At 32.2% G+C, this 26,373-nt stretch carries 30 protein-coding genes, 1 pseudogene and 1 riboswitch; of the genes and pseudogenes, 25 read left to right on the top strand and 6 right to left on the bottom strand.

What is annotated here, in order from left to right; all coding sequences use genetic code 11:
* Window positions 1-50: 50 nt before the first annotated feature.
* The 15 genes and pseudogenes from ABD077_RS18800 to ABD077_RS18730 all read left to right on the top strand — a co-directional run bounded on the left by ABD077_RS18800 (window position 51) and on the right by ABD077_RS18730 (window position 10,818).
* Window positions 51-1,433 (top strand): S41 family peptidase, encoded by a 1,383-nt coding sequence (locus tag ABD077_RS18800; RefSeq protein ID WP_343913772.1) that lies wholly within the window; start codon window positions 51-53, stop codon window positions 1,431-1,433.
* A 103-nt stretch (window positions 1,434-1,536) separates the two neighbouring features.
* Entirely contained in the window at window positions 1,537-2,121 is a 585-nt protein-coding gene (locus ABD077_RS18795) for a GrpB family protein (RefSeq protein ID WP_343913771.1), read from the top strand.
* A 100-nt stretch (window positions 2,122-2,221) separates the two neighbouring features.
* The gene (locus tag ABD077_RS18790) at window positions 2,222-2,725 is read left to right on the top strand and encodes a cysteine peptidase family C39 domain-containing protein (RefSeq protein ID WP_343913770.1); all 504 of its coding nucleotides are present in this window, start codon (window positions 2,222-2,224) and stop codon (window positions 2,723-2,725) included.
* Between the two features lie 55 nt (window positions 2,726-2,780).
* Window positions 2,781-3,239, top strand: coding sequence for a hypothetical protein (locus ABD077_RS18785; protein ID WP_343913769.1), 459 nt, complete (start codon window positions 2,781-2,783; stop codon window positions 3,237-3,239).
* Window positions 3,240-3,578: 339 nt separating this feature from the next.
* Window positions 3,579-4,184 (top strand): annotated as a pseudogene (locus ABD077_RS18780) (pyridoxine/pyridoxamine 5'-phosphate oxidase); the annotation flags it as partial.
* Window positions 4,185-4,241: 57 nt separating this feature from the next.
* The gene (locus ABD077_RS18775) at window positions 4,242-4,763 is read left to right on the top strand and encodes a GNAT family N-acetyltransferase (RefSeq protein WP_343913768.1); all 522 of its coding nucleotides are present in this window, start codon (window positions 4,242-4,244) and stop codon (window positions 4,761-4,763) included.
* Window positions 4,764-5,007: 244 nt separating this feature from the next.
* Window positions 5,008-5,406 carry a hypothetical protein gene (locus tag ABD077_RS18770; protein ID WP_343913767.1) on the top strand — a complete coding sequence of 133 codons (399 nt, stop codon included), beginning with the start codon at window positions 5,008-5,010 and terminating at the stop codon, window positions 5,404-5,406.
* Window positions 5,407-5,417: 11 nt separating this feature from the next.
* Window positions 5,418-6,164, top strand: a complete 747-nt coding sequence (locus tag ABD077_RS18765; protein ID WP_343913766.1) for a Type 1 glutamine amidotransferase-like domain-containing protein — start codon at window positions 5,418-5,420, stop codon at window positions 6,162-6,164.
* Window positions 6,165-6,254: 90 nt separating this feature from the next.
* The gene (locus tag ABD077_RS18760; protein WP_343913765.1) at window positions 6,255-6,620 is read left to right on the top strand and encodes a DUF2200 domain-containing protein; all 366 of its coding nucleotides are present in this window, start codon (window positions 6,255-6,257) and stop codon (window positions 6,618-6,620) included.
* A gap of 118 nt (window positions 6,621-6,738) precedes the next feature.
* Window positions 6,739-7,797: a helix-turn-helix domain-containing protein gene (locus ABD077_RS18755; RefSeq protein WP_343913764.1), complete on the top strand. Its 1,059-nt coding sequence runs from the start codon at window positions 6,739-6,741 to the stop codon at window positions 7,795-7,797.
* Between the two features lie 75 nt (window positions 7,798-7,872).
* A complete protein-coding gene (locus ABD077_RS18750) occupies window positions 7,873-8,226 on the top strand; it encodes a nuclear transport factor 2-like protein (RefSeq protein WP_343913763.1) in 354 nt (117 codons plus the stop codon).
* A gap of 37 nt (window positions 8,227-8,263) precedes the next feature.
* On the top strand, window positions 8,264-8,734 hold the full coding sequence (locus ABD077_RS18745) for a YHS domain-containing (seleno)protein (protein WP_343913762.1): 471 nt from the start codon (window positions 8,264-8,266) through the stop codon (window positions 8,732-8,734).
* Between the two features lie 141 nt (window positions 8,735-8,875).
* A complete protein-coding gene (locus ABD077_RS18740; protein WP_343913761.1) occupies window positions 8,876-9,295 on the top strand; it encodes a DUF3592 domain-containing protein in 420 nt (139 codons plus the stop codon).
* Between the two features lie 116 nt (window positions 9,296-9,411).
* Window positions 9,412-9,990, top strand: a complete 579-nt coding sequence (locus ABD077_RS18735) for a Crp/Fnr family transcriptional regulator (protein WP_343913760.1) — start codon at window positions 9,412-9,414, stop codon at window positions 9,988-9,990.
* 60 nt (window positions 9,991-10,050) lie between these two features.
* Entirely contained in the window at window positions 10,051-10,818 is a 768-nt protein-coding gene (locus tag ABD077_RS18730) for an MBL fold metallo-hydrolase (RefSeq protein ID WP_343913759.1), read from the top strand.
* Window positions 10,819-10,935: 117 nt separating this feature from the next.
* Here ABD077_RS18730 and ABD077_RS18725 read toward each other — a convergent pair whose 3' ends face one another.
* Window positions 10,936-11,454 (bottom strand): fasciclin domain-containing protein, encoded by a 519-nt coding sequence (locus tag ABD077_RS18725; RefSeq protein ID WP_299607313.1) that lies wholly within the window; start codon window positions 11,452-11,454, stop codon window positions 10,936-10,938.
* 122 nt (window positions 11,455-11,576) lie between these two features.
* Between ABD077_RS18725 and ABD077_RS18720 the strand changes: the two genes are divergently transcribed.
* The 6 genes from ABD077_RS18720 to ABD077_RS18695 all read left to right on the top strand — a co-directional run bounded on the left by ABD077_RS18720 (window position 11,577) and on the right by ABD077_RS18695 (window position 17,788).
* Window positions 11,577-12,134, top strand: coding sequence for an RNA polymerase sigma factor (locus ABD077_RS18720; protein ID WP_343913758.1), 558 nt, complete (start codon window positions 11,577-11,579; stop codon window positions 12,132-12,134).
* Window positions 12,134-12,916: an anti-sigma factor gene (locus ABD077_RS18715; protein WP_343913757.1), complete on the top strand. Its 783-nt coding sequence runs from the start codon at window positions 12,134-12,136 to the stop codon at window positions 12,914-12,916. The genes ABD077_RS18720 and ABD077_RS18715 overlap by 1 nt, the downstream gene beginning before the upstream one ends.
* Before the next feature lie 33 nt (window positions 12,917-12,949).
* On the top strand, window positions 12,950-13,492 hold the full coding sequence (locus ABD077_RS18710) for a DUF4287 domain-containing protein (RefSeq protein ID WP_343913756.1): 543 nt from the start codon (window positions 12,950-12,952) through the stop codon (window positions 13,490-13,492).
* Between the two features lie 88 nt (window positions 13,493-13,580).
* Window positions 13,581-14,516: a threonine ammonia-lyase gene (locus ABD077_RS18705; protein WP_343913755.1), complete on the top strand. Its 936-nt coding sequence runs from the start codon at window positions 13,581-13,583 to the stop codon at window positions 14,514-14,516.
* 153 nt (window positions 14,517-14,669) lie between these two features.
* On the top strand, window positions 14,670-15,029 hold the full coding sequence (locus ABD077_RS18700; RefSeq protein ID WP_280936580.1) for a BlaI/MecI/CopY family transcriptional regulator: 360 nt from the start codon (window positions 14,670-14,672) through the stop codon (window positions 15,027-15,029).
* Window positions 15,029-17,788: a M56 family metallopeptidase gene (locus ABD077_RS18695; RefSeq protein ID WP_343913754.1), complete on the top strand. Its 2,760-nt coding sequence runs from the start codon at window positions 15,029-15,031 to the stop codon at window positions 17,786-17,788. The genes ABD077_RS18700 and ABD077_RS18695 overlap by 1 nt, the downstream gene beginning before the upstream one ends.
* 404 nt (window positions 17,789-18,192) lie before the next feature.
* Here the strand turns inward: ABD077_RS18695 and ABD077_RS18690 are convergent, their stop codons facing one another.
* From ABD077_RS18690 to ABD077_RS18675, 4 genes are all read right to left on the bottom strand, one after another.
* Window positions 18,193-18,750: a DUF4252 domain-containing protein gene (locus ABD077_RS18690; protein WP_343913753.1), complete on the bottom strand. Its 558-nt coding sequence runs from the start codon at window positions 18,748-18,750 to the stop codon at window positions 18,193-18,195.
* Window positions 18,751-18,844: 94 nt separating this feature from the next.
* A complete protein-coding gene (locus tag ABD077_RS18685; protein WP_343913752.1) occupies window positions 18,845-19,378 on the bottom strand; it encodes a DUF4252 domain-containing protein in 534 nt (177 codons plus the stop codon).
* 46 nt (window positions 19,379-19,424) lie between these two features.
* Complete coding sequence (locus ABD077_RS18680) at window positions 19,425-19,913, bottom strand: hypothetical protein (RefSeq protein ID WP_343913751.1); 489 nt, start codon at window positions 19,911-19,913, stop codon at window positions 19,425-19,427.
* Window positions 19,900-20,409: an RNA polymerase sigma factor gene (locus tag ABD077_RS18675; protein ID WP_343913750.1), complete on the bottom strand. Its 510-nt coding sequence runs from the start codon at window positions 20,407-20,409 to the stop codon at window positions 19,900-19,902. The genes ABD077_RS18680 and ABD077_RS18675 overlap by 14 nt, the downstream gene beginning before the upstream one ends.
* 138 nt (window positions 20,410-20,547) lie before the next feature.
* On the opposite strand from ABD077_RS18675, the gene ABD077_RS18670 reads away from it, so the two are divergent.
* Window positions 20,548-21,987 carry a S41 family peptidase gene (locus ABD077_RS18670; protein ID WP_343913749.1) on the top strand — a complete coding sequence of 480 codons (1,440 nt, stop codon included), beginning with the start codon at window positions 20,548-20,550 and terminating at the stop codon, window positions 21,985-21,987.
* 85 nt (window positions 21,988-22,072) lie between these two features.
* Here the strand turns inward: ABD077_RS18670 and ABD077_RS18665 are convergent, their stop codons facing one another.
* Window positions 22,073-24,013 (bottom strand): TonB-dependent receptor plug domain-containing protein, encoded by a 1,941-nt coding sequence (locus ABD077_RS18665; RefSeq protein WP_343913748.1) that lies wholly within the window; start codon window positions 24,011-24,013, stop codon window positions 22,073-22,075.
* Between the two features lie 78 nt (window positions 24,014-24,091).
* Window positions 24,092-24,387: riboswitch (cobalamin riboswitch) on the bottom strand.
* Window positions 24,388-24,470: 83 nt separating this feature from the next.
* Between ABD077_RS18665 and ABD077_RS18660 the strand changes: the two genes are divergently transcribed.
* From ABD077_RS18660 to ABD077_RS18650, 3 genes are read left to right on the top strand one after another with little or no spacing between them, the layout of a single operon-like run.
* Window positions 24,471-24,974 carry a bifunctional adenosylcobinamide kinase/adenosylcobinamide-phosphate guanylyltransferase gene (locus ABD077_RS18660; protein ID WP_343913747.1) on the top strand — a complete coding sequence of 168 codons (504 nt, stop codon included), beginning with the start codon at window positions 24,471-24,473 and terminating at the stop codon, window positions 24,972-24,974.
* A gap of 1 nt (window position 24,975) precedes the next feature.
* Entirely contained in the window at window positions 24,976-26,013 is a 1,038-nt protein-coding gene (gene cobT, locus ABD077_RS18655; RefSeq protein WP_343913746.1) for a nicotinate-nucleotide--dimethylbenzimidazole phosphoribosyltransferase, read from the top strand.
* Between the two features lie 4 nt (window positions 26,014-26,017).
* Window positions 26,018-26,353 (top strand): hypothetical protein, encoded by a 336-nt coding sequence (locus ABD077_RS18650; RefSeq protein WP_343913745.1) that lies wholly within the window; start codon window positions 26,018-26,020, stop codon window positions 26,351-26,353.
* The last annotated feature ends 20 nt before the right edge of the window (window positions 26,354-26,373 follow it).

Here is a 26,373-nt window from a genome sequence, read left to right as displayed (position 1 = left end):
ATTGAAGTAGTTTATTTCCATAATATTGCTCCCTAAAATTATTTACATTCATGAAATTTATAACTACTCTTGTCTTTATCATCCTAAACACTTGTTTGACCTATGGACAATCTAAATTTTCAAAAAAACAAGTCCTAAACGATCTTGATTATCTTAAGAAATCACTAATTACTACTCAGTACAATTGTTATCATACGATTACTGAAGAAGCTTTTGAAAAAGAATATCATAAAATTAAAAATAAGATTACAAATGATTCTTTAAGCCTTTTAGAAACTACTCGTTTATTACAGCAAGTACCTGCATTATTAAACAATGGACATACTAGAATTTCTTTTCCTGTTCAGTCTTACATCAATTATGCTCAAACAGGAGGTACCATATTTCCGTTAGAAGTAGCCATTGAAAAAGGTAAAGTCTTGGTAAGAAAAAACTGGTCAAAAAACTCAGACATAAAGATTGGAGATCAACTTATAAGCATTAATAATCAGCCGATTCAAAAAATTTTAGAAACAATATATCCACAAATTGCTGCTGAACGTATATACTTTAAAAATGCACAATTAGAATTTCTAACGCTTCCAAGATTCTATTGGTTAACTTTTGGAGAACAAAAAATGTTTGAAGTTGAAATATCAAGAAACGATAGCGTTTCTACTTATAAACTAGCTTCTATAAAAGCCTTGGAAGAATATGAGACAAAACGTGATGATATCATAAAACGCGATAGAAATATTAAATTTTTATCTAGTTCCACAGCCTATCTTAGACCTGGTGAATTTGGAGGAGATGAGGGTCAATATCGTAAGTTTGTTGATAGTGCTTTTACAGAAATAAAATCCAAAAAAAATAAAAACCTCATCATTGATTTAAGAAATAATCCTGGCGGTGATGATTCCTTTAGTGACTACTTGGTATCATATATTGCTAACCAACCCTTTAAATGGTGTTCTAAATTTCAACTTAAGACCAGTGCTTTACTAAAAGAACATGTGAGAAAAACCAAGGATACAACCACATCGTATTGGAAATCTACCTTACTACATGAGGATGGTGAAATATACGAATATGACTTTGGGTTTTATCAACCACAACCCAAGAGTAAACGTTTCCATGGCAATGTTTACGTATTGGTAAATCGCCAATCCTATTCGCAATCTACAGTAACAGCAGCCCAGATACAAGATTATAATTTTGGAAAAATTGTAGGTGAAGAAACTGCAGAGTATCCGAATCTGTATGCTTCTATTTTTAACTATCAATTACCAGAAACAGGAATCAGTGTAGACATCGCAAAAGGAAAAATACAACGCGTTAGTGGTCTGGATAATAATAAAGGTGTTATTCCAGATATTTATGTACAGGATTATTTATTAGATGAAAAAGATGAAATACTCGAACAACTTTTAAAACAAATAGACTTGAAAAAATAAGTTTGATCTCGTAAAAAAGCCAAAAAGAGAATGCTATTTTCTTTCTCTTCATAGTATATTGCCGTTCCTAATAACCTCGTTAATCTTTCAAAAAACTTCTCAGATGAAAAAGACTTTATATGATTTAACCAAAGATGAATGGAACACTCTTTTTCCTATTGAACTAGTAGATCATAATCCCAATTGGAAATCTCTGTATCAAGATGAAAAAGAAAGGATTCTAAATACTGTTGGAAGTGAAAAGATTTTACGAATAGAACATTTCGGAAGTTCATCGATCCCCAGCATAAAATCTAAACCTTATATCGATTTGATGATAGAAATCCCTAAAGAATTACTATTTAATGAAGACCTTATCAACCAATTTACGCAACTAGGTTATTCACATTTTGTAGTTCCTGCTAGAGAAAACATCGAAGCGTATTCATCCTTTGGAAAAGGTTATAATCTAGAGGGAGCAAATGAGCAAATTTTTCATATTCATATGTGCCCTAAGGACAATATCATGTGGCAACAAATCGACTTTAGGGATTATCTAAATGCCAATCCCGAAAGAGCAAAAGCGTATGAAAACTTAAAAATTGAACTGGCTGCTAAATATAAAAATGACAGAGGTTCGTATGTGCTTGGAAAAACAGATTTTGTAAACGAAACTTTAGAGATTATTAAACAACATGATCTATCCTAAAACAATTAATTCTATGTTATAAGAAAAACATGAGTAAATAGGGTAACATTTTATAAGGTTTTGATACCTATAGAAATAGTGCATATTAACAAATTAAGCGATGAAAATTAAGTCATTCTTACTTCTACTACTGATTACAACTCTTCTAAGCTGTGATACCAAACTATCTAGTCAAGATTTTCCTATTATACTTCAGGAAACACCCAAACAATGCGGACCAGTTTGTTTAAAAATGGTTAGTCAATATTTTGGAAAAGATATCGCTTTAAAGGAATTAGAAGAACTATCCGGTATGCAAAATAATGGGACAACATTGCTTGGATTAAGCGAAGCAGCTCAAAGTATTGGTTTAAAAAATTTAGGTGTAAAAATTTCATTTGATCAATTAGCAAACGAAGTTCCTTTACCTGCAATTATTCATTGGAACAATAATCACTTTATTGTTGTTTATAAAGTAAATAAAGACACTATTTGGGTTTCAGATCCTGCTCTGGGAAAAATTAAGTACACTAAAAAAGAGTTTTGTAAAGGATGGTTATTTAGAAAAGCCTCTTCTTCGAATGAGGGTATAGCTCTACTTCTTGAAAAAACAGAAGACTTTTAGACGCAAAATATCGAGTGAATTATACAAATTACATTTTCCTCAATCGACAAAAAACATGGAGATACTGATTACGAAGGGTAAAAATAGAAATACCCTTACTTGCAAAAGAAATGATGGAACATGGACAAGTATAAACTTAGGGCCCGATATTCCCAACCATGATCTTGCGCATTATGTTGTAGAAAAGGAATTTGATCTACAACATGGATTTTATGGGAAAATAAAATCCGGAATGACAATAGAACAGCTTTCTGATAAAGAAATCATTAAAACCTTAGAAGCAGAAACTTGGTTGTCTGAAATCATGGCAAGAAATCTACAAGCTATTGGTTCTGGAGCTTCTAATACTGATCAATTTATCCAATTAACAGCATGGGAAGCTCGAAATATGGATGGAATTAGTATTCCTCATATGAAGTTATCTCAAATTGAAAAAATGAAAATAGACTTTGATCAGCTTTGTAAACAATGGGATGAAATACCTCAGCAAGGAACGTTACAATTATTCTTTTAATAGACCTGCGTTCTTAAACTTTTAAATGCTTTAGTAATCATCATCGTCTGACTTATATAATGTTTAGTAAACTCATCTGGATAACTTGACTTAAAATCGAATCATAAAAAAATAATACTTTTTTCTAGCTATGCTTATGAATTACACAAAGACCATATACAGTATAATTGGAGATAGTTTTATCGTACTTTGTTTGTGCTACTTATGGAATAAAAAATAAAAATGGATACATAATAAGGATTGTTAAAACCTACTGTATTCATAACCAAAAGTATATGAACACCTAAATCATTACATTTGTTTTAAATGAACAGATAATGTTTAAGGTATCAACGTAATACGATCCATAACTCATTAAAACAAATGAAAAACACTGAAAATCCAATCGCTATTTTCTCCAAATGGTTTAACGAAGAATGTGAGCTAACCAAAGTAAAGATACCTTCTGCAGTATGTCTATCTACCATGGGAATTGATAATTTTCCAAATGCTAGGTTCGTTTCTTTCAAAGAGATTGTTGACAACTCTTTTATCGTTACAGGCCCACTAGACTCTAGGAAAGGAATTGAGATCAATAATAACAACAACGTAGCTATTACTTTTTGGTGGGCAGAAACAGAAAGACAAATAAGAGTTCAGGGGATTGCTACTACTATAAATAGTAAATTAGCAGATAGGTATTTCGAAGAAAGAAACATAAACGCTAAGGCTGTATCTTCTATCTGCGAACAAGGAAAAGAACTGGATAACGCAGCATTACTTGAAAAGAATATAGAAGATAAAGTTGTAGAAGGAAAAAGAATCGATCGACCAAGCAACTGGGGTGGCTTTTCTATTAAACCCATACGAATTGAATTTATGGAATTTAAAGAAACAAGATTCCATCATAGAAAACTGTACGAGTTTCATAATGGTATATGGAGTATGAAACAATTACAGCCATGAAAACAAAATAAAATCAACAAGTCTTCAATAAAAAGATACATAAAATATAGATTGTAAATGCTAGAAAACAAATTTTCAACAATTACAACCGATAGACTGCTGCTCAGGGAAATAGTTGATTCTGATCTAGAAAACATTTATAATGGTCTTTCTAATCCAAAAATCACTCAATATTATGGAGTTAGCTATAACAGTTTAGAAGCTACAAAAGAGCAGATGACTTGGTTCGCGGATAAAAAACAACTATGGTGGGCAATTTGTGATATTAATACCAAAGTATTTTATGGAGCAGGTGGATTAAACGATATAGATGATCAAACCAAAATAGCAGAAATTGGACTTTGGTTACTTCCAGATTTTTGGGGTAAGGGCATTATGAAAGAAGTTCTGCCATTGATCTGTAATTATGGATTTAAGCACTTATTGCTAAACCGAATAGAAGGGTTTGTAGAATCCAATAATAAAAACTGTAAAAGAGCAATGGCTAAGCTTGACTTTAAACTGGAGAAAACCGTTCCTGATTTTGAAATTAAAAACGGTAAACCAATTAGTATTGATATCTATACTAAAACCAATTAATAGAAGCTAAATCTAAATACTGTTTATAATACCTAGCTGTATTTTTCTGATTAATGTATATTGCTGCTGGTAATTCTTTTTCATTAATTCCATATAAAACGAAAAAAAACTCAATAATCAATTCTCATTCGCACATTACATGAAATACAAAAACACTTCCTTAAGTTTCCACAAGTATTATTGCTGTTTAGCTTTTATTTTTTTCTTCAATCTAGCTTTTGGTCAATCCTCTAACACGCAGCAAATGGAGTTATTAAACTTTATGACTGGAGAATGGATAGGTACTAGTACCATTTATGAAAATGGAAAAGTCACCAAACAAGGATCAGCATATCAACATATTTCCTATGACCTGGAAAAAAGTATTTTGGTCATCAAATTAAATAGTGAATTTCTACAATTACATACTATAATTTATTATGATGAAAAAGATAACACATATTACTATTATCCTTTTTCGAAGCGAGGTGTAAGAAAATATCCTGCTGCATATGAAGACGGAAAGTTGATTGTAAATAGTAGTGAGACCAATAGATTTATTTTTGGAAGAACCAAAGAAGGTGGTTTTCGCGAATACGGAGAAAAATTGGTCGACGGTAAATGGGTTAAATATTTCGAAGATAATTTTAAAAACACACAATAATAACAACATACATGAAGAAAATTTTAACCATATTCTTTGCTCTCATCACCATGGTAACTTACTCACAAACAGATAAAAAAGCATTCGTTTATGGTGGTCAAATAACGAAAGAATTTATAAAATATACTGCTAGCATTACAAATAAGGAGAAGCCTAAAATATGCTTTTTACCTACAGCTACCGCAGATAATCAACGATATATAAATTATTGGTATGAACTATGCTCTGATTTAGATATTAAACCCAAAGTAATGACTGTATGGATCAATTCTTCTACACAAAAACAAACTTTTGAGGAGATACTACTAGAAATGGATGCAATTATTGTTGGTGGAGGAAATACACTTAATATGCTTGCCATCTGGAAAGCCCAAAAAATCGATGCAGCTTTACAAAAAGCATATGAAAAAGGAATTGTAATGGCTGGAGGCAGTGCAGGTTCATTATGCTGGTTTAATGCAGGGACTACCGATTCCAGACCAAAAGAACTTACCATTGTAAAAGGATTGGGCTTTCTAAATTATAGTCACTGCCCTCATTATCATTCCGAAAAATCAAGAAAACCGCTTTATCATAAAAATATACTAGACAAAAAACTAACCAATGGATATGCCTGTGATGATAGATCTGGAATTTTGTTCATCAATGGAAAAGTAAAAAATAGTGTTTCTCTGGACTCTGAATCTTTTTCTTATTACGTTTATGAAGAAAACGGTAAGATCATAGAAGAAAAACTACCTACAGAAATCATACGATAAGTAGTTTTATATAACTTTTTGTATATTTTACCAGATCATTGTATCAATTTGAAAGGAAAAATATCCAAGGATACTTAAAGAGATAACATTATGGCAACAACACCAGAACACGATGCTCGCGTTGCAAAAATAGTATTTGCTTCTATATATCCTCATTATCTGAATAAAGTAGAGAAAAAAGGAAGAACAAAAGAAGAACTACATCAAGTAATAGAATGGTTAACGGGTTTTGATGAAAAAAAGCTTCAAGAATTAATTGATGAAAAGGCTACGATTGAAACATTTTTTGAGAAAGCAACCCTACATCCAAACGCTCACCTAATCAAAGGAGTTATCTGCGGCTATAGAATAGAAGAAATCGACACTCCTTTAACTAAACAAGCTAGGTATATGGATAAACTTATAGAAGAGTTAGCAAGAGGAAAGAAAATGGAAAAGATCCTTAGAACAGCATAATCTTATTCTTTAATAATGTAATCAATAGGATCATAAACGTCTAAGTATTTATTAGTAACAAGATAATACCTACTCTAAAAATACTTCTATCTTAAGAAGATACTACTCCTCCACTCTTATGCACAAAGTCAAAAAATTCTCACCAGAACTGAACAAAGTATACTTTATAGAAAGACATACATTATTTCATATTTTATCGGGTAATGGTAGCATTCAAGTTGATTTTAAGAATTACTTTGACTGGCAAGAAAAAGCAATCTTTTTAGAGAAAGGACAATACATCAAATTCTTATCAGATACATTTGAAGTTCGGAAAATCGAATTTTCTAATGATGAAAAATTTTATAATAATGATGTTAGGGTATTATTTAAACATCTTATATCCCTTGGGTATATCGACTTGATAGAATGTGATGAATGCAATAGTTTTTTATCAGAATCTGCTTTAACGGATAACTCTTCAAACATTATTGATATATCCTCTAAACAATGGTATTGGCAGAATCCTTTTAAAGCTAATAAAGAAGAATATCAAATTATTTTTGATATAAAAGATGTAATAGACCTGGAATACGCAAATAATCTTACTGGCCAAGATTTGGTAGGTCTTATCAATGAGAATGGTTATAATGCGCAAGCTTTGGTTAAAAATAAAGTTGGATTATCTATAAAGAACTTAATAAGTTCCAAACGCTTGCAAGAAAGCCAGAAACAAATTGCTTTTACGGATAAAAATATTCAGGAGATTTCTTATGATCTGGGTTTTAAAGATGATGCCTATTTCAATAGAGTATTTAAAAAATCTACTGGACAAACTCCAAAGCAATTTCGAGAAAATTTCGATTTTGAAAGACGGGATGTATTTACTCAGGATATTTTAGAACTTCTTCAAAAATATCATACTACCGAAAGATCATTAGAATTTTATGCCGATAAAATGAACCTTTCGATTAAGGCACTTTCAAATAAAGTAAAATCCAAAATGAATATCACTATTGGTCAATTAATTCGATTAGAGCTTGTGAATACTGCTAAGTTTATGTTGCTTGAAGACGAATCTATTACCGCTGTTTCGCACACTTTAGGTTTTGAAGAACCTAACCACTTCACTCGATTCTTTAAACACTACTCAGGAATTACTCCTTCAGACTTTAAATCTAAAAAGTACAATTCGTAGTCCTTTTTTGGTAACATTTTTACTTGAAATCTGCTTCATCTTTGCAGTGTATTAATCATTTAAATAAACAAAAAGATGAATATTAAAGAACAAGTACAAAAAATGGATGCAATTGTATCAAAAGGTGCAATTGTAGAAGCAGTAAAAGAATTTTTCGCACCTGATGCTATCACTTCTGATTATGGCAACGGAGGAACAACAGGCAAACCAGCAATGATCGAAAAAATGGAAGGCTTTGCGGGATCAATTGCCAATGTTAACGGAATAGAACATCATTATACGATCGCGGATGGTAATGTATCAGCGTCTGAATTTACTTTTGATTTTGACATGAAAGATGGTAGTAAAATCTACTGGCATGAAATCATTCGAAGAGTTTGGAACAACGACGGAAAAGTAATTAGAGAAGAATACTTTAACGCAGCATAAGCAAAAACACACAACATTAATATTTAAACAAAAAATTATGAAACTTATTAAATTATCAATCATTTTAATCGCTTTTTTAGGAACTTCTTTAGTAACTGCTCAAGATAAAAAGGCTAATAATATAGATAATAGTAATATCGCTTTACAAGGATACAGTCCAGTTTCCTATTTGGACTTAGGATTAGCACAACGAGGGAATAAACAATTCAAATCTAAATATCAAAAGGTGGTATATTATTTCACATCTGCAGATCAGAAAAAGCAATTCGATAAAAATCCTTCTAAATATTTACCAGCATATGGAGGGTTCTGCGCCTTTGGAACCTATGCAGGTGCTAAATTTAGAGTAGACCCTACAAAGTTTATTGTAAAAGATGGTAAGTACTTCCTTTTTCTTAACAATGTAGAGTTAGATGCTAAACAACTATGGCTGGCAGAAAACAATCATAATAAACTGAAAAGTACGGCAGATAAAAATTGGGCCAAATTAAGTAAAACGCATAATTAAGGATTGGTTCCTTTTCATGAGAATAACGGTTTAGGTAGTTACTTAAACCGTTATTTGTTTTTGAGAATTAACTAAAAAGTAAAAACTATATTTATATGTTTACAATAGAAAATTAAAAAACATAATATAAAACTTTACAAAATGGAAAATCTTCTGGTTATAGCTATCTTCTTTATCGTAGGAGGTGTTTTCATTTATATCGGATATTATTTCCGAAATAAAAATATTAGAATTGAAAGTAATGGGGTTAAAACAAAAGCAACAATCATTGATTTTGTAGAAAAAAGAAGTAAAGATTCTGATGGATACACCAGTACAATGTACTATCCGATTGTGAAATTTTATGACACCAATGGAATAGAAAAAATCCAAGAACTTGATTATGGTACTAGTTTTAAAAGTTCTAAAAAAAATATGGATATTATCTATTTAAAAAAGAATGACACCTATGAAATAATCATTAATAATAAATTTTGGAAAACCTATTTTCCTATGATCTTTATTGAAATGGGCTATTTCTTTTGTATAATAACGTTGATTTTTTATTTATATCTTATATAGTAGTAATCGCTATTATATTCTAAAAGTTTTGATTACCGAAATAAAACATATACAGTTGATATAATAATTAAACAGCATCCGAAATACTTTGGTTTAAGTATAAGTAAAATACAGCTATGCATCTTGATACATCTAAAATATCATCATTTTTTGAAACGGAATATCCATTAAACAAACATGGATTAAGGGAACTGTTGGATTTATTTAGTATCAAAAAAATAAAAAAGAACACACAAATTCTTACCGAACATAAAGAAGAAAGGCAACTTCGGTTTTTGAATAATGGTGTCATTAGAGAATACTATTCATCTAGTAACCGGGAAACGAACATTAATTTTTATACCAAACCACAATTTATTACCGATTTATCATCTTTTATTCATGATACTAAAACCAAAAAAAATCAAGAGACGTTGACTGATATTGAGTTATTGGTAATTGATAAAATTCCATTTAGACAACTGCTGCAAAAATACGAATGTGGAAAATCATTTATTGATCTGTCTTTTCAAAAACTACTAAAACAAAAAGAACTTTTTGAATATAATAGAATAACCAAATCATCGGAAGAATTGTATAATGAATTACTTATTTACAAACCAAATTGGTTACAAACCATTCCTCAATACCACATTGCTTCTTACTTAAACATTACTCCTGAAACATTAAGTAGAATCCGAAGACGAATTTCTTGATTCAAATCAATGAAATCAAATAATTAGCACTTTAATTTTATCTTTTTAAAATATGAAGTCATGAAAATACATCATCTCAGGAATGCTACAATGGTAATTGAGACTAAGGATAAAGTTATTTTAATAGACCCAATGTTGGGTAAAAAAGGAACAGCCGGACCGTCTTTTACGTTCTTTAGATATAAACCCAAACGAAATCCTATTCTAGATCTACCCGAGAACGCAATGGAAATAGTACATAAAACAACACATTGTTTGCTAACACATTTACATCCTGATCACTTAGATAAAGCGGCAGAACAATTTCTAAAATCAAGAAACATCCCAATAATCTGCAGTGTTAAAGATGAAAAAATACTGCTTAAACGTGGACTAAACGTTTCACAAGTTATTAATTATTGGAAATCTTCAGACTTTTTAGGGGGCACTATAGAAGGAATTCCAGCCAGACATGGGTATGGATTCGTAGCAAAACCTATGGGAAATGTTATGGGTTATTACATACAGCTTCCGAATGAAAAAACAATTTATTTAAGTTCAGATACTATTTATACCCAAGCTGTTGATAAAGTACTTAAACAATACAAACCAGATATTAGTGTAGTGGCAAGTGGTAGAGCACAATTGGATCTCCTTCGACCTTTATTAATGACTATGGAAGATATTGTCAAATTTGTAAAAAATGCTCCCGATAAGGTAATTGCGAACCATTTAGAAGCAGTTAACCATTGTCCAATTACTAGAGAAGAACTAACTTCTGAATTATCAAAAAAAGGATTAATAGACAAAATATATATCCCGCAGGATGGAGAACTCATGGAGTTTTAGTAAACTTTGGTTGTAAACAAAGTATCCGTATTAAAAATACACTTTTAATCCTATCGATTTTATTAAAAAAATAAGCGCTGTATCTGATACAGCGCTTATTACTGATGTATAAAGCTACTACTTAGGCATTACAACATCACCAATCACATGAATCACTCCATTGGAAGCCATCACATCAGTTTTTACAATTGGACTATAATTCCCGTTTTGATCTTTTAACCAAATCTTTCCGTCCTTTTTGATAACTTTTAAGGTAGCACCACTAAGTGTCTTTAACTCAGCTTTGCCACCACCTCCTTTAAGTGCTTTTACCACAGCTGCAGCATCAATTTTTCCAGATACTACATGATAAGTAAGAATAGAAGTTAGTTTTCCCTTATTCTCAGGTTTTAATAAAGAATTAAGTGTTTTTGAATCAATTTTAGCGAATGCATCATTTGTTGGTGCAAATACAGTAAATGGTCCATCACCTTTTAACGCTCCAACAAGATCTGCAGCTTTTACAGCAGTTACTAATGTCGAAAAGTCTTTGACTGATGCTGCAACATCCACAATATCTTTTTTTGATTGTGCGAATACGGATTGAGATACTACGAATAAGAACAATGTTGATGCAATAAAAATTAGTTTTTTCATGATTTTATTTTTTAATAATTAAACATTTTTAAACGCGTTTTTCATTATCATATACACAAGATTGTTTCGTTTGGATGAGTTTGGATGAGATTTTTTTTAAATTTGAAGAAGCCAATAAATAAATGAAAGACGATTTAGAACTCATAAAAAAGTTACAGAATCAAGATACCCAAGCTTTGTCTAGGGTCTATGATCTCTATTCTGGAGCGATTTATGGTGTCATTTTACGAATGTGCAAAGACGAAGGTTTAGCACAGGATCTATTACAAGAAACTTTTATGAAAATTTGGCAAAAATCTAACACTTATGACCCTGAGAAAGGGAAGTTTTTTACCTGGTCCTATAGAATAGCAAGGAACATAACGTTAAATTCTTTAAGAAAAAAAGATGCTCTCCTCATCCAAACGGAAGATTTAAGTGTATATAAAGAAAGAAGTACTTCTGAAGCGGGAAAAGATATCACACAACTAGAAGGCTCCTTAAAGAGATTGGAACCTCATCATCAAAAAGCTTTAGAACTTGTATACTTTAATGGGCTTACACATAGAGAAGCTCATCAAGAAATGAACGTGCCTTTGGGAACATTTAAATCGTATATCAAACAGGCATTGAAAAAACTTAGGGAATCTTATAAAGAGGAACTTGGAATCGTATGGATTATTATTGAAATGATGAGATGATGGATAGGAATACAATAAAAGATACAGGAGTACTAGAACAATATCTACTGGGAGAACTTTCTGAAAAAGATTCTAGAGAGGTAGCTAAAATACTGAAAGAAGATTCGGAATTACAAGCGTACTTCCGAAAAATGGAAGATGACATGGAACAAATGGCTTTTGAAAATGCCATCTCACCTCCTACTCCTATCAAATCTAATCTTCTTAATGCTATAAAAACGAATAAAACGAATGAAGAAACCGTATTCCCTCTTCTACAAAAGAAAAAAGTCTCTTATCGTTTTGCTATTGCAGCAAGTCTTGCTGCACTATTTTTATGTACCTCAGGATGGTTATACAATGAGTGGAAAAATACCGAAGCTACTATTGTGACTTTGCAAAAAGAAACTACTGATCTACAAGACAGATTAGTAACCGTAGAAGATGATCTAAAGGAAACTGATAAGTGGTATCGAGCGATTAACAATCCAAAAGTAGTACAATTGGTACTTAAAGGAAATCAAAAATCTCCTTCTTCTTCTGCCGTAGCATATGTAAATCATCAGAATAAAGAAGTAATTCTTAATCCTCAAGGGCTTTCTAGATTAGATAATAGCAAAACATATCAGATGTGGGCGGATGTGGACGGAGAAATGATTGATATGGGCGTAATCGCACAAGATCAGGAAATGATCACCATGAAATATATTGAAAATGCAGCATCCTTAAATATTACTATCGAACCTGCTGGTGGAAATGACCATCCAACGGTGGAACAGCTAATTTCTAATGTGTACTTATAATTTAAATTTCTCTTCTTTAAATACATACCAACCATGAATCAAGCATTACAAACTATGATTAATAATATGCCTGAAAAAACAGGCAAATCATTGGAAGAATGGAAGTCTATTCTAAAAGACAAATCATTTGCTAAACATGGAGAAGCAGTGAAGTTTTTAAAACAAGAACACGGAGTAACTCATGGTTTTGCTAATACCATCGTAACTTTATCAAAGGAAGGAAATGAAACTACTGAAGATTTAGTAGCGAACCAATATAAAGGAAAGGAACAGTTAATTCCAATCTATGAGAAACTAGTTTCTGTAGTAGATTCCTTTGGTACAGATGTTACTAAAACTCCTAAAAAAACTAGCGTTAGCATTATCAGAAAAAGACAGTTTCTACTAATTAAACCAGCTACTAAAACAAGAATTGATTTAGGTTTCAAACTTAAAGAGAAACCAACTACAGATAGATTACTGGATTCCGGACCATTCGGAACAATGTGCACGCATCGAGTACAATTACAATCCGTAGAGCAAATAGACCAAGAGTTAATCAGTTGGATGCGAGAAGCTTATGATATATCTGTTTAGGTTAAAAACGTATATAGTTTTAAAAGGTATTGATATTTAAGAGGGAACATAATTAGTATCTTCGTCCAAGGCTAATCTTACTATAATTATGAATGCACAAAGTCTTATCGATACGGCAGCTAAAATCTCCTCTTATATCCATAGAACTCCAATATTAACTTCCAGACTTATAAATAATATTGCTGGGGCCGAAATTTATTTTAAGTGTGAAAATTTTCAGCGGATGGGAGCCTTTAAAATGCGTGGAGCCACACACGCAATCTTGCAACTTTCAGACGAACAAAAAGCAAAAGGAGTTGTTACACATTCCTCTGGGAATTATGCACAAGCGTTATCTCTGGCTGCTCAAAGCTTAGGCATTACAGCATATATTGTTATGCCTTCTAACGCACCACAAGTTAAAAAGGATGCTGTTAGAGATTATGGAGGTCATATTATAGAATGTCCTCCTACTCATAAAGATAGAGAAGAAACTGCAAACAGGATACAAGTAGAAAAAGGCGCTACTTTTTTGCACCCTTATAATGACCATAATGTAATATTAGGACAAGGAACTGCAGCGTTGGAATTATTAGAAGACCATTCAGATCTTACTTATATCTTCGCTCCTGTTGGTGGAGGTGGACTTATTGCTGGAACTTCTTTAGCGGCCCATTATTTTGGTACTAATTGTACCGTAATTGGTGGAGAACCCTTTGAAGTAGATGATGCATATCGTGCATTACAAAGTGGAACTTTAGAAATTAATGAAACTACTAATACAGCTGCAGATGGACTTAAAATGCCATTAGGAGATCTTACCTTTCCTATCATTCAGCAATATGTTTCTGAAATTATTCGTGTGGATGAAGAAGAAATCGTCGTTGCCATGCGTTTGATATGGGAACGAATGAAAATCATTATAGAACCTTCTTGTGCCGTTCCACTTGCCGCTTTATTAAGAGAAAAAGAACGCTTTCAAGGTCAAAAAATAGGAATGATCCTATCTGGTGGTAACGTAGATTTAAGTAATCTTCCTTTCTAAAAAACACTTTTACTTTTTTTTAACACTATTGCAAAACCCAAGTAATAAAAGGGCTTCAGCTCCATAACTCCTAATAAATTAGTTTTACTCCTAATAAATTAGTTGTTTAACTAATTTATTAGGAGTATGTTTGTATTATCAAAATTAGACATCATGCAAAAGTTAGCCAAAAGAGAAGAACAGATTATGCAGAGTTTGTGGAAACTGGAAAAAGCTTTTATCAAAGAAATTATAGAAGAGTTACCAGATCCTAAGCCTCATTATAATACCACTGCTACAATCGTAAAGATTTTGGAAGAAAAGGGTTTTATTAGTCATAAAGCTTTTGGCAATAGTTTTCAATACTATCCTTTGATCTCTAAAAATGATTACCAAAAAGATGTTTTGGGTGAGGTTGTAAATAATTACTTTGATAATTCACCTCTAGCCTTAGTTAAATTCTTTGCCAAAGAAGAAAAGATCAATACCGAAGAATTAGAAGAAATCATCAAACTCATCAAAAACAACAAGTAATGGCTTATATCATCTACAGTGCTGCTCTTATAGGTTTATCCTATATCATATATCAGTTATTTCTTTCTAAAGAAACCTTTTATCATCTAAATAGATGGGTTTTAGTTGGTTTAGTTCTTGTATCTTTTTGTTTACCATTTATTTCCGTACCAGAAAACATTTCATTCAAGACTACAATTTTTCAGCCTTCGGCTGATTCCGAGATCCAACAAACAGCAATCTCAGAGAATAATAATGCTTCGATTGAAAAAACAATATCATTCTCTGATTCGGCTCCCGTAACTTCAACTTCAGAAAGTATTACAGAAACTATTTCGCCATCAATCATTGCTCTAGATTGGAAATCAATTTTGCTTTATATCTATGTATTAGGTGTGATGGCATTTGGCATAAATTTCTTGATACAACTTGCGGTACTCATCTTCAGGATGATAAAATATCCAAGTATCGAAGTGGATGCCTATAAAATTGTAGAAACAGATACTAATCATGCTCCCTACTCTTTTTGGAACAGAATATTTATAAACCCAAATCAATACGATCCAGATACCTATTTACAAATATTAAAACATGAGCAAATGCATATAGCTGGTGCTCATAGTTTGGATATGTTATTAGTAGAATTATTAGTTACCATACAATGGTTTAATCCATTCGCATGGTTATACCGCAAGGCTATTGATAACAACCTGGAATATCTTACCGATGATGGTATGCTAAAAAAAGGTGAAGATAAAGAGGTATATCAAATGAATTTACTAAAAGTTTCAACCCCAGATATGCCAACAGGTTTGGCAACAAGTTACAATCAATCATTTCTCAAAAAACGAATAATTATGATGAATTCTAAAAAATCAACAGCGAAATCAGGATGGAAATACCTAATCATTATTCCATTACTAGCTCTAACCGTATTATCTTTTAATCCCGTTCACATGAATCCAACACCCGCAGAAAACGATGCTTTCTATTCTGATGAAATAGAAACTCCATCTGAAGAACATTTTGAAGAATCAAAATTTAAGAATGATTATACCAGAGGATCTTGGGATGCAGAGCTTGGAGGAGGAAAATTATGTATTATGTATCGAAATGCAGAACCACTAAAAAGAAGTTACTGGTCTATTACTAGATGTTATGACCCTTTATTCTTTGCAGGTTTTCCAGCTGGAAACAAACAAAATTTTGAAATTACCAGAGATGCAGGAACTATGTTATTTACAGGAGAATTTGAAAATGGGCTTGGAGATGGAAGATATACCTTCACTCCGAATACCAATTTCAGTAAAGCATTAAGAGATTATGGATTTTCGGCTGATAATGAAGAACTTGTTCATTGTTTCCTTACTGATTTTGATGAAACTTATTTAGCGTATTTAAAACAAGAAAATCTTTCTTTAGATCAGGATGATTTTGAAGATATTATCCATAAAGGGCTTTCTCTTGATAAACTGAAGATGTATCGAAAAGGGTTAGCTAACCTTGGCTACAATGACTATACTATGAATGAAGTGAGTAAGTTGAATCTTTTTGATGTTGATCTCGAGTACATAAAATTCATCAACAAAGTAAACGGTCAACAAACATCATTAAAGAAAATTACTAAGGCTAAAATCCATAACCTATCACCAGAGTTTATCAAGTCCTACTCAGATAATGGATATAAAAAGATGTCTTTAGAAGATTATATGAAATTAAAGATTCATAATGTATCCCCTGATTTTATTGCTAATTTCAAAAAAGAAGGATATACTGATATTTCGGCAAAACAAGCACAAAACCTTAAGATCCATAACGTAACACCAGAATATGTTCAGGCGTACAAAAATGCTGGTTTCAAAAACATTACTTTAAAAGAAGCACAGAACCTTAAAATACATAATGTAACTCCTACTTTTGTACAAAGTTTCCAAAAAATGGGGTATCCAAATATTACTTTAAAAGAAGCTAAGAATTTAAAGATTCATAATGTAACACCAAGTTTAGTTGAATCTTATAAAAAGGCTGGACAAAAGAATATTTCCTTAAAAGAAGCCGTGAAATTGAAAATTCACAATGTAACTCCCCAATTAACAAACGCTGCACAGCAATATAGCCAATCAAGTTCTACAAATAGTTCTGGTAAAGGATATCAAAAGAGTCAGCAAACGACTCCAAATGATTTTATCAAACAGTTTAAGGCACTTGGTTATGACAATGTATCTGTAGATGATATCATCTCTTTAAAAATTCATAATGTGACGCCTGATTTTATTAAAAGATATCATGATGCGGGATATAAAAATATTCCTTTAGATGAAGTAGTTGGATTAAAGATACATAATGTAACTCCAGAGTTTATTAACACCTTTAAAAAAGCAGGTTACAAGAATATATCTTTGGATGATGCCAAATCTCTTAAGATTCATAATGTATCTTCAGATTATGCTTCGGAATATGCAAAAATGGGATACAATAATCTTTCTATAGATGATCTTATGTCTCTTAAAATACATAACGTATCACCACAATTTATTAAAGACTTTAAAAAGACAAGGTTCGGCAATCTTCCTTTAGATGATATTATATCTTTTAAAATTCATAATGTTACTCCTGAGTTTGTAAAGCCGTTTGAAGACCTTGGATATAGCAATATTTCTGCTGATCAAGCGAGAAGTCTAAAAATCCATGGAGTAACTCCAGAGTTTGTAAAATCTTTGAAAGATCAGGATAATGATATTTCATTGGAGCAAGCAATCCGTATCAAGATTCATTTTTAAGTGATCAATATTTCAAACTAACCAATCACATATACATTCATCAATCATTGAAAATGCTGTTAATTATTTCAATTAACAGTATTTTTCGTTTTTATTATATTTTCACAGACAATGAAACAGTTTTTACCTAAAGTTAATGTAATCCAAAAAAATTAAACAAGTCCGTACAGTATATCAATAAAAGATAAAATGTACAGAAGAAGAGTATTTTTTTAATAAAAACCCATTGGTATGGAGATTTTAGAAAAAATAAACATAGAGATAAATTTTTCTTCGTTTTACGATGAGAAACCAACTAATTAAATCATTTTTAGAATTAAGTTCTTATAGCCAACTGAGTTTATTTAGATAAAAAAAAGCTTTGACTTATGATCAAAGCTTTTTTTATCTGAAAATTTATATTATTAGTTGATGTTAACCTCTCCTATAATATCTTTTATAGCACCTATGTCTACGCTTCCTTTATCTATTGCGTTCATTAGTTTCGCAATATTCGCTGGCTTCATATCATCACCCAACACTCTTACCAAAGCTAGACCACGTTCCTTATTAGATGCAAATACAATCATTTCATCGATATTATCTTCTTCTCCTTCAAATTTTAATACCGCTTTTGTTCCATTAGAACCAAACCTCATTAGTGTTTCATATTTTTCAGCATTTAAAATCGAATTGATCTTAGTTTTTTCTTCTTCAAACCGCGTTTTGGTTTCGCTTTTATCTTCTTTAATTGGGAGCGCTAAAAAATTAACCTTCTTAATACTTTCTAATGCTTCTCTTTCGTCATCAGAAAGATTAGCTTCTCTTGTTCTAGCGTCCAAAAGGCTGGTTGCTAAATCCACGGCAACAAAATCCTTATCTCCTTGATGATCGATAAAATACTTTTGCAATGATTGTTCATTACTACAACTTATATATAGTAATCCGCAAACTACAAGGATAAGCTTACTAATATTTTTCATTTTATTTGGTTTTAATGGTTGATTGATTGATGATAAGCTTCTTTAGATACAATTATCTAAAGAAGCTTGTATAACATAAACTAATTATATAAGTTTAATTTTTCTTATTTACTTTTTTAAGTTCTTCTCCTCCTGGAACATTTAAATGATCTGCTATTTTAGAAACCTGTCTAAGATCTATATCTCCTGTAATGGTCATTACCACTGTATTAGGACCTCCATCGTTTTCCATACCTTCCATAAACATGAAGAGTTCTGTAACGAAATTATCATTTTTACCAGGCTTAGAATAGAACTTTACATTCTTTCCATCACTCTTAAAACGCATCAGTTCATCTAATGAAGTATTACTAAGATACTTTTGCACATCGGCTTTCATTTTCTGACCAATTTCGTTCTTCTCGGTAACAAAGACTTTAATGTTTTTAATGTTCTTTACCAGATTCGCATAATCTTTAATTTCTGGATCATTGCTTTCTAGATCAATCTTACTTAACAATTTAAACATTTTACTTGTTACCACTATAGACGATACATCGTTCATATCTTCGTACTTATCAAAATTGCTTTGTGCAATAGAGAAATATGGTACTAATGCTGCTACTAATATTATTGCAAACTTTTTCATAATTAATTCAATTTTAAGACTCCCCATCGGGAAATAGTATTCGTGTTTATTTTATTAATTTATTTTTAGTGTTTTCAAACTCATTGATATATACCAATTCTTTTTTGGCATTGTCAAATTCATTTAGGTACACTAGCTCCTTTTTACCCTCATTCATTAAACTGGCAACCAAATCGAGGGCTTCTTTGGTTTTTTGTAACGCAATCTCAGGATCGTCATAAGTACCATACACGCCTTCAGGATCGGCTCCTGCTGGGATATCTTTTATAAATAGCCCCACAATTAAAGCTATTGATGCAGCTACTCCTATCCAGGTATACCATGGAACTTTGGATGTATTAGTTTTTAAACTTACTTCTGAACTTGCAGTTACTTGGCTTTCATTAGAAAAAAACTGAAACAAATCCTTGTATCTCTCCAAATGCGACGGCACACTTTCTCCGGTAAAATAAACCTTTAATTCTTTTTCTTCAGAAAGGGTCGTTTCTCCTTCAAAATACTTCTCCAGTAATTTTTCTATGTTAGACAACTCCATAATTGTGTTTTTTTAATAATTCTTGTCGTATTGTTTTTCTTGCTCTTGATAAAGCTACCCGAACTGCAGTTTCGTTCATTTCCATCATTTCTGCAATTTCGGCATTATCATATTGTTCTATATCTCTTAGTTGTACGATCATTCGTTGCTGTTCTGGTAAATCATCCATGATTCTACTGACCCACTCCAAACTATCTTTAGCTTCTACCTCTCTTTGTAATGAAGGTCTTTCATCTTTATAATTGCTATGTACAATTTTTAAATTACCAGTTTCTTTCGCTTTTAATTTATCATAGCAATAATTTTTAGTCATCGTCATGGCAAAAGCCTCTACATTTTTATATTCTGCCATTTTCGATTTGTTTCGCCATAGCTTTAATAAAATTTCTTGCGTAGCATCTTCCGCTTCTTCATTACTCACCAACAATCTCTTAGCCAACCTATACAGCTTGTCTTTAAAACTATTAGTAAGCGTTATAAATGCCCTTTCTTTCATATTTCGTTGGTTGGTGGTTACAAAGCTTTTTATGTTAGCTTTATATTAGGGAGACGACTACCTCTATAATTTGTTACACAATTTTTTAAAATTATAATAAAGTCCCTATTTTTAGGGTTATATAAATAAAGAAAGTATATGAAAATTTTAAAGTATGTGATCGTAACCCTTCTATTGGGAAGTTCCTTTACCAGTTGTTTTGATGATAATGATGATGTTCCTGGTCTATCGGGTGTAGTAGAAATAAATGATTTTATCTGGAAAGGTATGAATACCTTCTATTTATATAAAACCGATGTAAATGATTTGGCAAATGATCGATTTTCTTCTAATCAGGAATATACCGACTTTTTAAGCGGATTCTCTTCTCCTGAAGCTATCTTTGCAGCCCTCAGAACACAAGAAGTAGATGCTGCTAGTGGGGTTGATGTGGATGAATTTAGTTTTTTGGTGGATGATTTTGTAGCGCTAGAACAAGCATTTGATGGTATTACCAGAAACAATGGGATGGAATTTGGTCTGGTACGTTACCCAAATGATGCTTCTAATGTATTTGGATACGTTCGTTACGTATTACCAGGAACAGATGCTGAAACCAAAGGAATACAAAGAGGAGATGTTTTTAATACTATAGATGGCACACAAATTACAGATCAAAATTTTAGCACTTTATTAAATCCAGATACCTATACTATTGGTTTAGCGACTTTTGATGGAGACAATGTTACACCAACTGGTACTTCTGTTTCTTTAACGAAAGTGCAGTACACAGAAAATCCTGTGTTTATCTCCAGTACTATTGATGTTGGAGGAAACCCAGTAGGTTATCTTATGTACAATGGATTTACAGGAGACTTTGATGAGCAACTAAATAATGCTTTCGGACAATTAGCTGCAGATAATGTAACAGATCTTATATTAGACTTGCGATATAATGGTGGTGGTTCTGTTACCTCAGCAATTGATTTAGCCAGTATGATTACTGGTCAATTTAATGGGCAAATATTCTCCACAGAAGAATGGAATGAGGATCGACAAGAGCAATTTGGAGGAACAAACCTCTTTGACAATACCATAAGAACAGGAGCTGGAATTAATAGTTTAAACTTGACCAGATTATATGTATTAACAAGTAGAAGCTCCGCTTCTGCAAGCGAGTTATTAATTAATGGATTAGATCCTTATATTAATGTAATACAAGTGGGGACAACAACAAGAGGTAAATTTCAGGCGTCCATTACTTTATATGATTCTGATAATTTTGGTCGTAATGGTGCAAATCCAGGTCACACATATGCAATGCAACCATTAGTACTAAGATCATTAAACTCTGTTGGTTTTACAGATTACTTTGGTGGATTTACTCCTGAAATAGAGCTTGCGGAAGACTTTTCTAATTTAGGGACTTTGGGAGATCCAAACGAACCGCTATTAAAAGCTGCTATTGATAATATTTTAGGAAATAGAATTAATACGAATGCTAAGAGCCTAACACTAGAAACTATAGGTGAAAGTAAAATGAAACTGCCTAACTATCAGAGAATGTATAAAACTATCGACAACGATACGAAAGAATAAATATATTTGTATCCATATAAAAACTAAAAAAACTCAAGTCTTAGCGACCTGAGTTTTTTTAGTTGAAATAATATAATATCTTTTCTTAAAAAGTTAGATTAAAACCTATTCTAGCATTTCTACCTCTAGTACTAAATCCAAAAATCTCCTGATATTCTTCATTGGTAATATTATTCATCGCTGCATAGATACTTAAATTATCCATTAACCTATGATTTATATAAAAATCTAAAATTCCATAACTATCCAGTGTTCTAGGTTCGGATGCAAAAGTCATAAAATCCGTAAATCGACCTGCTCTATCATCGTTATATTGATAATTGAGTGACACGAAAGACTTAGGTGATAAATTATATCCAACACTAGCATTAAATTTAATTTCAGGAATACCTATAACGGAAAGGTTTTCATCTACTTTAGTGTATGTGAAATTACCTCCTAAAACAAGTTTATCTTCAAATAACTTTGAATTTATCTCAACTTCTAATCCACTAGTTGTAAATTCTTCTGATATATTTTGATATTGCGAATTAACAAAATCAATAGCGTTTTTCTGATTACGATTAAAATACACAGCACTCATCACTGTTTTTTTATCGAGTGAAAATTCTGCTCCTACTTCTATTGTTCTATTTTCTTCAGGCTCTAAATCACTATTCCCAAAAGTTTGTGCAAATAATTGAAACAAGGAAGGTGTTATATAAGCGGTACTATAAGAAGCAAGTCCTTTTATGTAATTATCTCCAAAAGTATATGTATATGATGGATTTATATTATAAACCAAATGATTATTATAAGCACTATGGATATTCAATCTTGCTCCTGCATTTATATTTAAACCAAATTGAGAAGCATACACTACATTTATATACGGATCGATAATATCAAAATCAGCTTCGTGATCATTAATAGTTTGCGTTAGCGGTTCGTTTCTACCAAAAGCGCTAAACCCGTTATAATCACTATAAGAACCGTTCGCTCCCACTACTGTATAAAGCCAATTCCCAAATTTATATTTATTGTAGGCATCAAACGTATACACTCTACTTTCACTTCTAGAAGGAAAATCAGTTAAAAATTCTCGCTCTAATAATGCATAGCTATCCACAAAAGTAAAACTCCCATTTGGATATTTTGCTTCCCAAAAACTTCCTCCGCGTAATTGTCTGCTCGAACCACTATTATTTCCATCTATACCATTCCCCGTATCGAACTCGTTTCTGAAATCATCTAAATTTCCAAAAAAATGAAATCTAAAGTTCTTATTCCATTGGTATCCTAGTTTAGCATACACATTATATTTATTATATGCATCTCTGTCAAATCGTTCATTTGAAGAATCATCTTCAAATTTTTCCGCTTCAGACAATCCATCAGTGAATTGATTACTAAAACTTGCAATATAACTCACTTTACCTACCGTTCCATTAATTGAAGCCGAATTCACAAATTCATTTACATCATAGTCTTGCTCTTCTTGAGATTGATTTGTACCAATACTAGATTGAAAATTCGCTGATATTTTATTTGTACTTTCAGCTTTTGTAGTAATATTGATTACACCAGTAGCTGCTCCTGAACCAAACAACGTACTAGAGGCTCCCTTTAGAATCTCAATAGATTCTATTTGATCTAGCGATAAAAGTCGTAAGTCAAACTCTCCAGAAATAGTAGAAGGATCATTTACAGTTACACCATCTATTCTTATTACTACCTGACGATTACCACCTCCTCGAATGTTGTAATTTAAGTTCTTACCGGCGCTACTATTACTACCATTAATTTCAATACCCGCCACTCTATTCAAAATGGTAGCCAAAGATTGCCCTTGACTGCGCTCTAATTCTTCTGATGTAATTTTGGTAATTACCTTACCACTCTGTTCTCTTTTGAGATTAAACTTTGAATCAGAGATGACAACCTCTTCTAATTCATTTACTTCTTCTTCTGTTGTTGTTTGCTGTGCAGAAACAACCTGGGATGCCATGAATACGAGTGCAGCCCCAAAAAACACTTTTTTGTTCATTTCCTAAATGACTTATTGTTTACAATTACCGGAAAAAAGTATGTAGTTTACCCATACCAAAACCTCTATCCCGAAAGTTTGACATATCGAACTTAGGCAGGTCTCCTGGCTCGCGTCTTGTTGTTTACCTTCCCATCCGCCTCAGGCGGACAGTGGTTAAAAGAACTAACAACAAGCATCCGCTTTTGGCGGACAAAGCTCACAGTTGCGGGAACAGCCCAGGAATACTCATTTAAAATATGAGATGTGAGGCTTACGATAATATGACAGAAATCGTAATTCGTAATGCTACATTCACATTTTCAGTTCACCTGATTCCCTTTTAATTCTCTACGCTATTAAAGCGTATCAAAACCAAAATTCTGCGCGAATGTATTATATTTCTCTGAAATTGCATCCACTTTAACAAATAAATTGATAATACTAGTATCTTTGCGCACTCTAAAGCCTTAAAAAAATGTTGTACTACATCACTGGTGGAGAACGTTCTGGAAAAAGTAGTTATGCACAAAATCTAGCATTAGAACTTTCCAAAAAACCAGTTTACATAGCAACTTCCAGAGTTTGGGATGGTGATCACAGAAAGCGAATCGATCGACATATTGCGGATCGAAGTGATGCTTGGACTTCCGTTGAAGAGGAAAAAGAACTCTCTACAGTAATTCAGAAAAATACTACTGTAGTTATTGATTGTGTAACCCTATGGCTTACCAATTTCTTTGTAGATACCAAAAATGACATTGAAATGTCCCTTGATCAAGCAAAAAAAGAATTTAATAAACTCCTTACGATAGAAGCTAATATTATAATCATTTCTAATGAAATAGGAATGGGCGTTCATGCAACTACAGAAATCGGAAGAAAATTCACAGAACTTCAGGGTTGGATGAATCAACATATTGCCAAACATGCTGATCAAGCCATTTTCATGGTTTCTGGAATACCTGTAAAAATAAAATAATATGAATTTTACGATAACACCTCTCGATAAGTCCTTAGAAAGTAAGATTCAACATAAGATTAATCTTAAAACCAAACCGGTAGGATCACTAGGGGTTTTAGAAAAAATTGCATTGCAAATAGGCCTTATCCAACATACTAGTGTTCCAAGTCTAGATAACCCTACGATTTTAGTTTTTGCTGGAGATCATGGTATTGCAGAAAAAGGAGAAGTAAATCCTTATCCGCAAGTGGTAACGCAACAAATGGTATACAACTTCTTACATGGAGGCGCTGCTATTAATGCGTTTTGTAATCAGCATCATATAGCTCTTAAAATTGTAGATGCTGGTGTAAATCATGACTTTGATCAAATCGAAGGACTAATTGATGCTAAGATTGCATATGGTACTAAGAATTACGAGAACGAACCCGCAATGTCTCGCGATGAATGTTGTAAAGCTATACAAACGGGAGCTTCTTTGGTAACCGAGGTTTATAATGATGGATGTAATATTATTGGATTTGGTGAAATGGGAATCGGAAACTCTTCCGCTGCCTCATTACTTATGTCTTATTTTACAAAAATACCAATTGAAGAATGTGTAGGAGCTGGGACAGGAGTTCAGGGAGATGCTAAAAAGAAAAAGCAGGCTGTTCTACAATCAGTTTTTCAAAAACATAAACCAGCATCAGCAAATGAAGCATTGGCCACTTTTGGAGGTTTTGAAATTGCAATGACAACTGGTGCTATTCTTAGAGCTGCCGAACTAAAAATGACTATTCTCATAGATGGATTCATCGTTACCGCTGCCTTAGTGGCTGCTAATGCTATGTATGAAAATGTATTAGATTACTGTATTTTTGCACACACTTCTAATGAACAAGGTCATCAGAAAATGCTAAACTTTCTAGAAAAAAAACCACTAATTCATCTTGGCATGCGATTAGGAGAAGGAACAGGAGCTGCTGTAGCGTACCCAATAATAACTTCTGCTATTGCCTTTTTAAACAATATGGCTAGCTTCGAAGAAGCATCTGTAAATACATCAGAATCTTAACAAAGTGAAAAAAAGTATTGTATCCATACTTGTTGCTTTGGTTGGTTTTTTCTTTGCTTATAAATACCATGTTAAAATGCATGAAATACAGCATAGTATCATTTCAGGAAAACAAATTCGCTTTATTTTTATTGACGATCTTGTTTCGTTTACCAGATTATTCAAAATGGTAACGGTTAGCCTTTCTTTATTAAGTATATACCTTGGTGTTATTGCTACCTTAAAAAAACATAAAATAGGGATCATAGGAATACTACTAGCGATAGTCTTATGTATTTCGGCTTTTATTCCTTTTTGGAAGTACTTTTCTGAAAATATAACAATATCGATCAATTCGTAACAAAACCTAAGAGTCATTTC

The sequence above is a fragment of the Aquimarina litoralis genome, from assembly GCF_039523995.1.
Lineage (GTDB): Bacteria > Bacteroidota > Bacteroidia > Flavobacteriales > Flavobacteriaceae > Aquimarina > Aquimarina litoralis.
The sequence above is the reverse complement of the archived record's forward strand: the minus strand, read 5'-3'. Positions and strand labels throughout refer to the sequence as shown.

Bases quoted from the DNA above. Each gene is read 5' to 3' on its own strand.
- ABD077_RS18750 (WP_343913763.1), top strand. From the start codon at position 7,873: ATGAATATTAAAGAACAAGTACAAAAAATGGATGCAATTGTATCAAAA.
- ABD077_RS18700 (WP_280936580.1), top strand. From the start codon at position 14,670: ATGCAAAAGTTAGCCAAAAGAGAAGAACAGATTATGCAGAGTTTGTGG.
- ABD077_RS18725 (WP_299607313.1), bottom strand. From the start codon at position 11,454: ATGAAAAAACTAATTTTTATTGCATCAACATTGTTCTTATTCGTAGTA.
- ABD077_RS18795 (WP_343913771.1), top strand. From the start codon at position 1,537: ATGAAAAAGACTTTATATGATTTAACCAAAGATGAATGGAACACTCTT.
- ABD077_RS18665 (WP_343913748.1), bottom strand. From the start codon at position 24,013: ATGAACAAAAAAGTGTTTTTTGGGGCTGCACTCGTATTCATGGCATCC.
- ABD077_RS18695 (WP_343913754.1), top strand. From the start codon at position 15,029: ATGGCTTATATCATCTACAGTGCTGCTCTTATAGGTTTATCCTATATC.
- ABD077_RS18675 (WP_343913750.1), bottom strand. From the start codon at position 20,409: ATGAAAGAAAGGGCATTTATAACGCTTACTAATAGTTTTAAAGACAAG.
- ABD077_RS18730 (WP_343913759.1), top strand. From the start codon at position 10,051: ATGAAAATACATCATCTCAGGAATGCTACAATGGTAATTGAGACTAAG.
- ABD077_RS18685 (WP_343913752.1), bottom strand. From the start codon at position 19,378: ATGAAAAAGTTTGCAATAATATTAGTAGCAGCATTAGTACCATATTTC.
- ABD077_RS18760 (WP_343913765.1), top strand. From the start codon at position 6,255: ATGGCAACAACACCAGAACACGATGCTCGCGTTGCAAAAATAGTATTT.
- ABD077_RS18690 (WP_343913753.1), bottom strand. From the start codon at position 18,750: ATGAAAAATATTAGTAAGCTTATCCTTGTAGTTTGCGGATTACTATAT.
- ABD077_RS18680 (WP_343913751.1), bottom strand. From the start codon at position 19,913: ATGGAGTTGTCTAACATAGAAAAATTACTGGAGAAGTATTTTGAAGGA.
- ABD077_RS18755 (WP_343913764.1), top strand. From the start codon at position 6,739: ATGCACAAAGTCAAAAAATTCTCACCAGAACTGAACAAAGTATACTTT.
- ABD077_RS18660 (WP_343913747.1), top strand. From the start codon at position 24,471: ATGTTGTACTACATCACTGGTGGAGAACGTTCTGGAAAAAGTAGTTAT.
- ABD077_RS18770 (WP_343913767.1), top strand. From the start codon at position 5,008: ATGGAGTTATTAAACTTTATGACTGGAGAATGGATAGGTACTAGTACC.
- ABD077_RS18765 (WP_343913766.1), top strand. From the start codon at position 5,418: ATGAAGAAAATTTTAACCATATTCTTTGCTCTCATCACCATGGTAACT.
- ABD077_RS18790 (WP_343913770.1), top strand. From the start codon at position 2,222: ATGAAAATTAAGTCATTCTTACTTCTACTACTGATTACAACTCTTCTA.
- ABD077_RS18735 (WP_343913760.1), top strand. From the start codon at position 9,412: ATGCATCTTGATACATCTAAAATATCATCATTTTTTGAAACGGAATAT.
- ABD077_RS18720 (WP_343913758.1), top strand. From the start codon at position 11,577: ATGAAAGACGATTTAGAACTCATAAAAAAGTTACAGAATCAAGATACC.
- ABD077_RS18705 (WP_343913755.1), top strand. From the start codon at position 13,581: ATGAATGCACAAAGTCTTATCGATACGGCAGCTAAAATCTCCTCTTAT.
- ABD077_RS18715 (WP_343913757.1), top strand. From the start codon at position 12,134: ATGGATAGGAATACAATAAAAGATACAGGAGTACTAGAACAATATCTA.
- ABD077_RS18740 (WP_343913761.1), top strand. From the start codon at position 8,876: ATGGAAAATCTTCTGGTTATAGCTATCTTCTTTATCGTAGGAGGTGTT.
- ABD077_RS18670 (WP_343913749.1), top strand. From the start codon at position 20,548: ATGAAAATTTTAAAGTATGTGATCGTAACCCTTCTATTGGGAAGTTCC.
- ABD077_RS18800 (WP_343913772.1), top strand. From the start codon at position 51: ATGAAATTTATAACTACTCTTGTCTTTATCATCCTAAACACTTGTTTG.
- ABD077_RS18745 (WP_343913762.1), top strand. From the start codon at position 8,264: ATGAAACTTATTAAATTATCAATCATTTTAATCGCTTTTTTAGGAACT.
- ABD077_RS18710 (WP_343913756.1), top strand. From the start codon at position 12,950: ATGAATCAAGCATTACAAACTATGATTAATAATATGCCTGAAAAAACA.
- ABD077_RS18775 (WP_343913768.1), top strand. From the start codon at position 4,242: ATGCTAGAAAACAAATTTTCAACAATTACAACCGATAGACTGCTGCTC.
- ABD077_RS18785 (WP_343913769.1), top strand. From the start codon at position 2,781: ATGGAGATACTGATTACGAAGGGTAAAAATAGAAATACCCTTACTTGC.
- cobT (WP_343913746.1), top strand. From the start codon at position 24,976: ATGAATTTTACGATAACACCTCTCGATAAGTCCTTAGAAAGTAAGATT.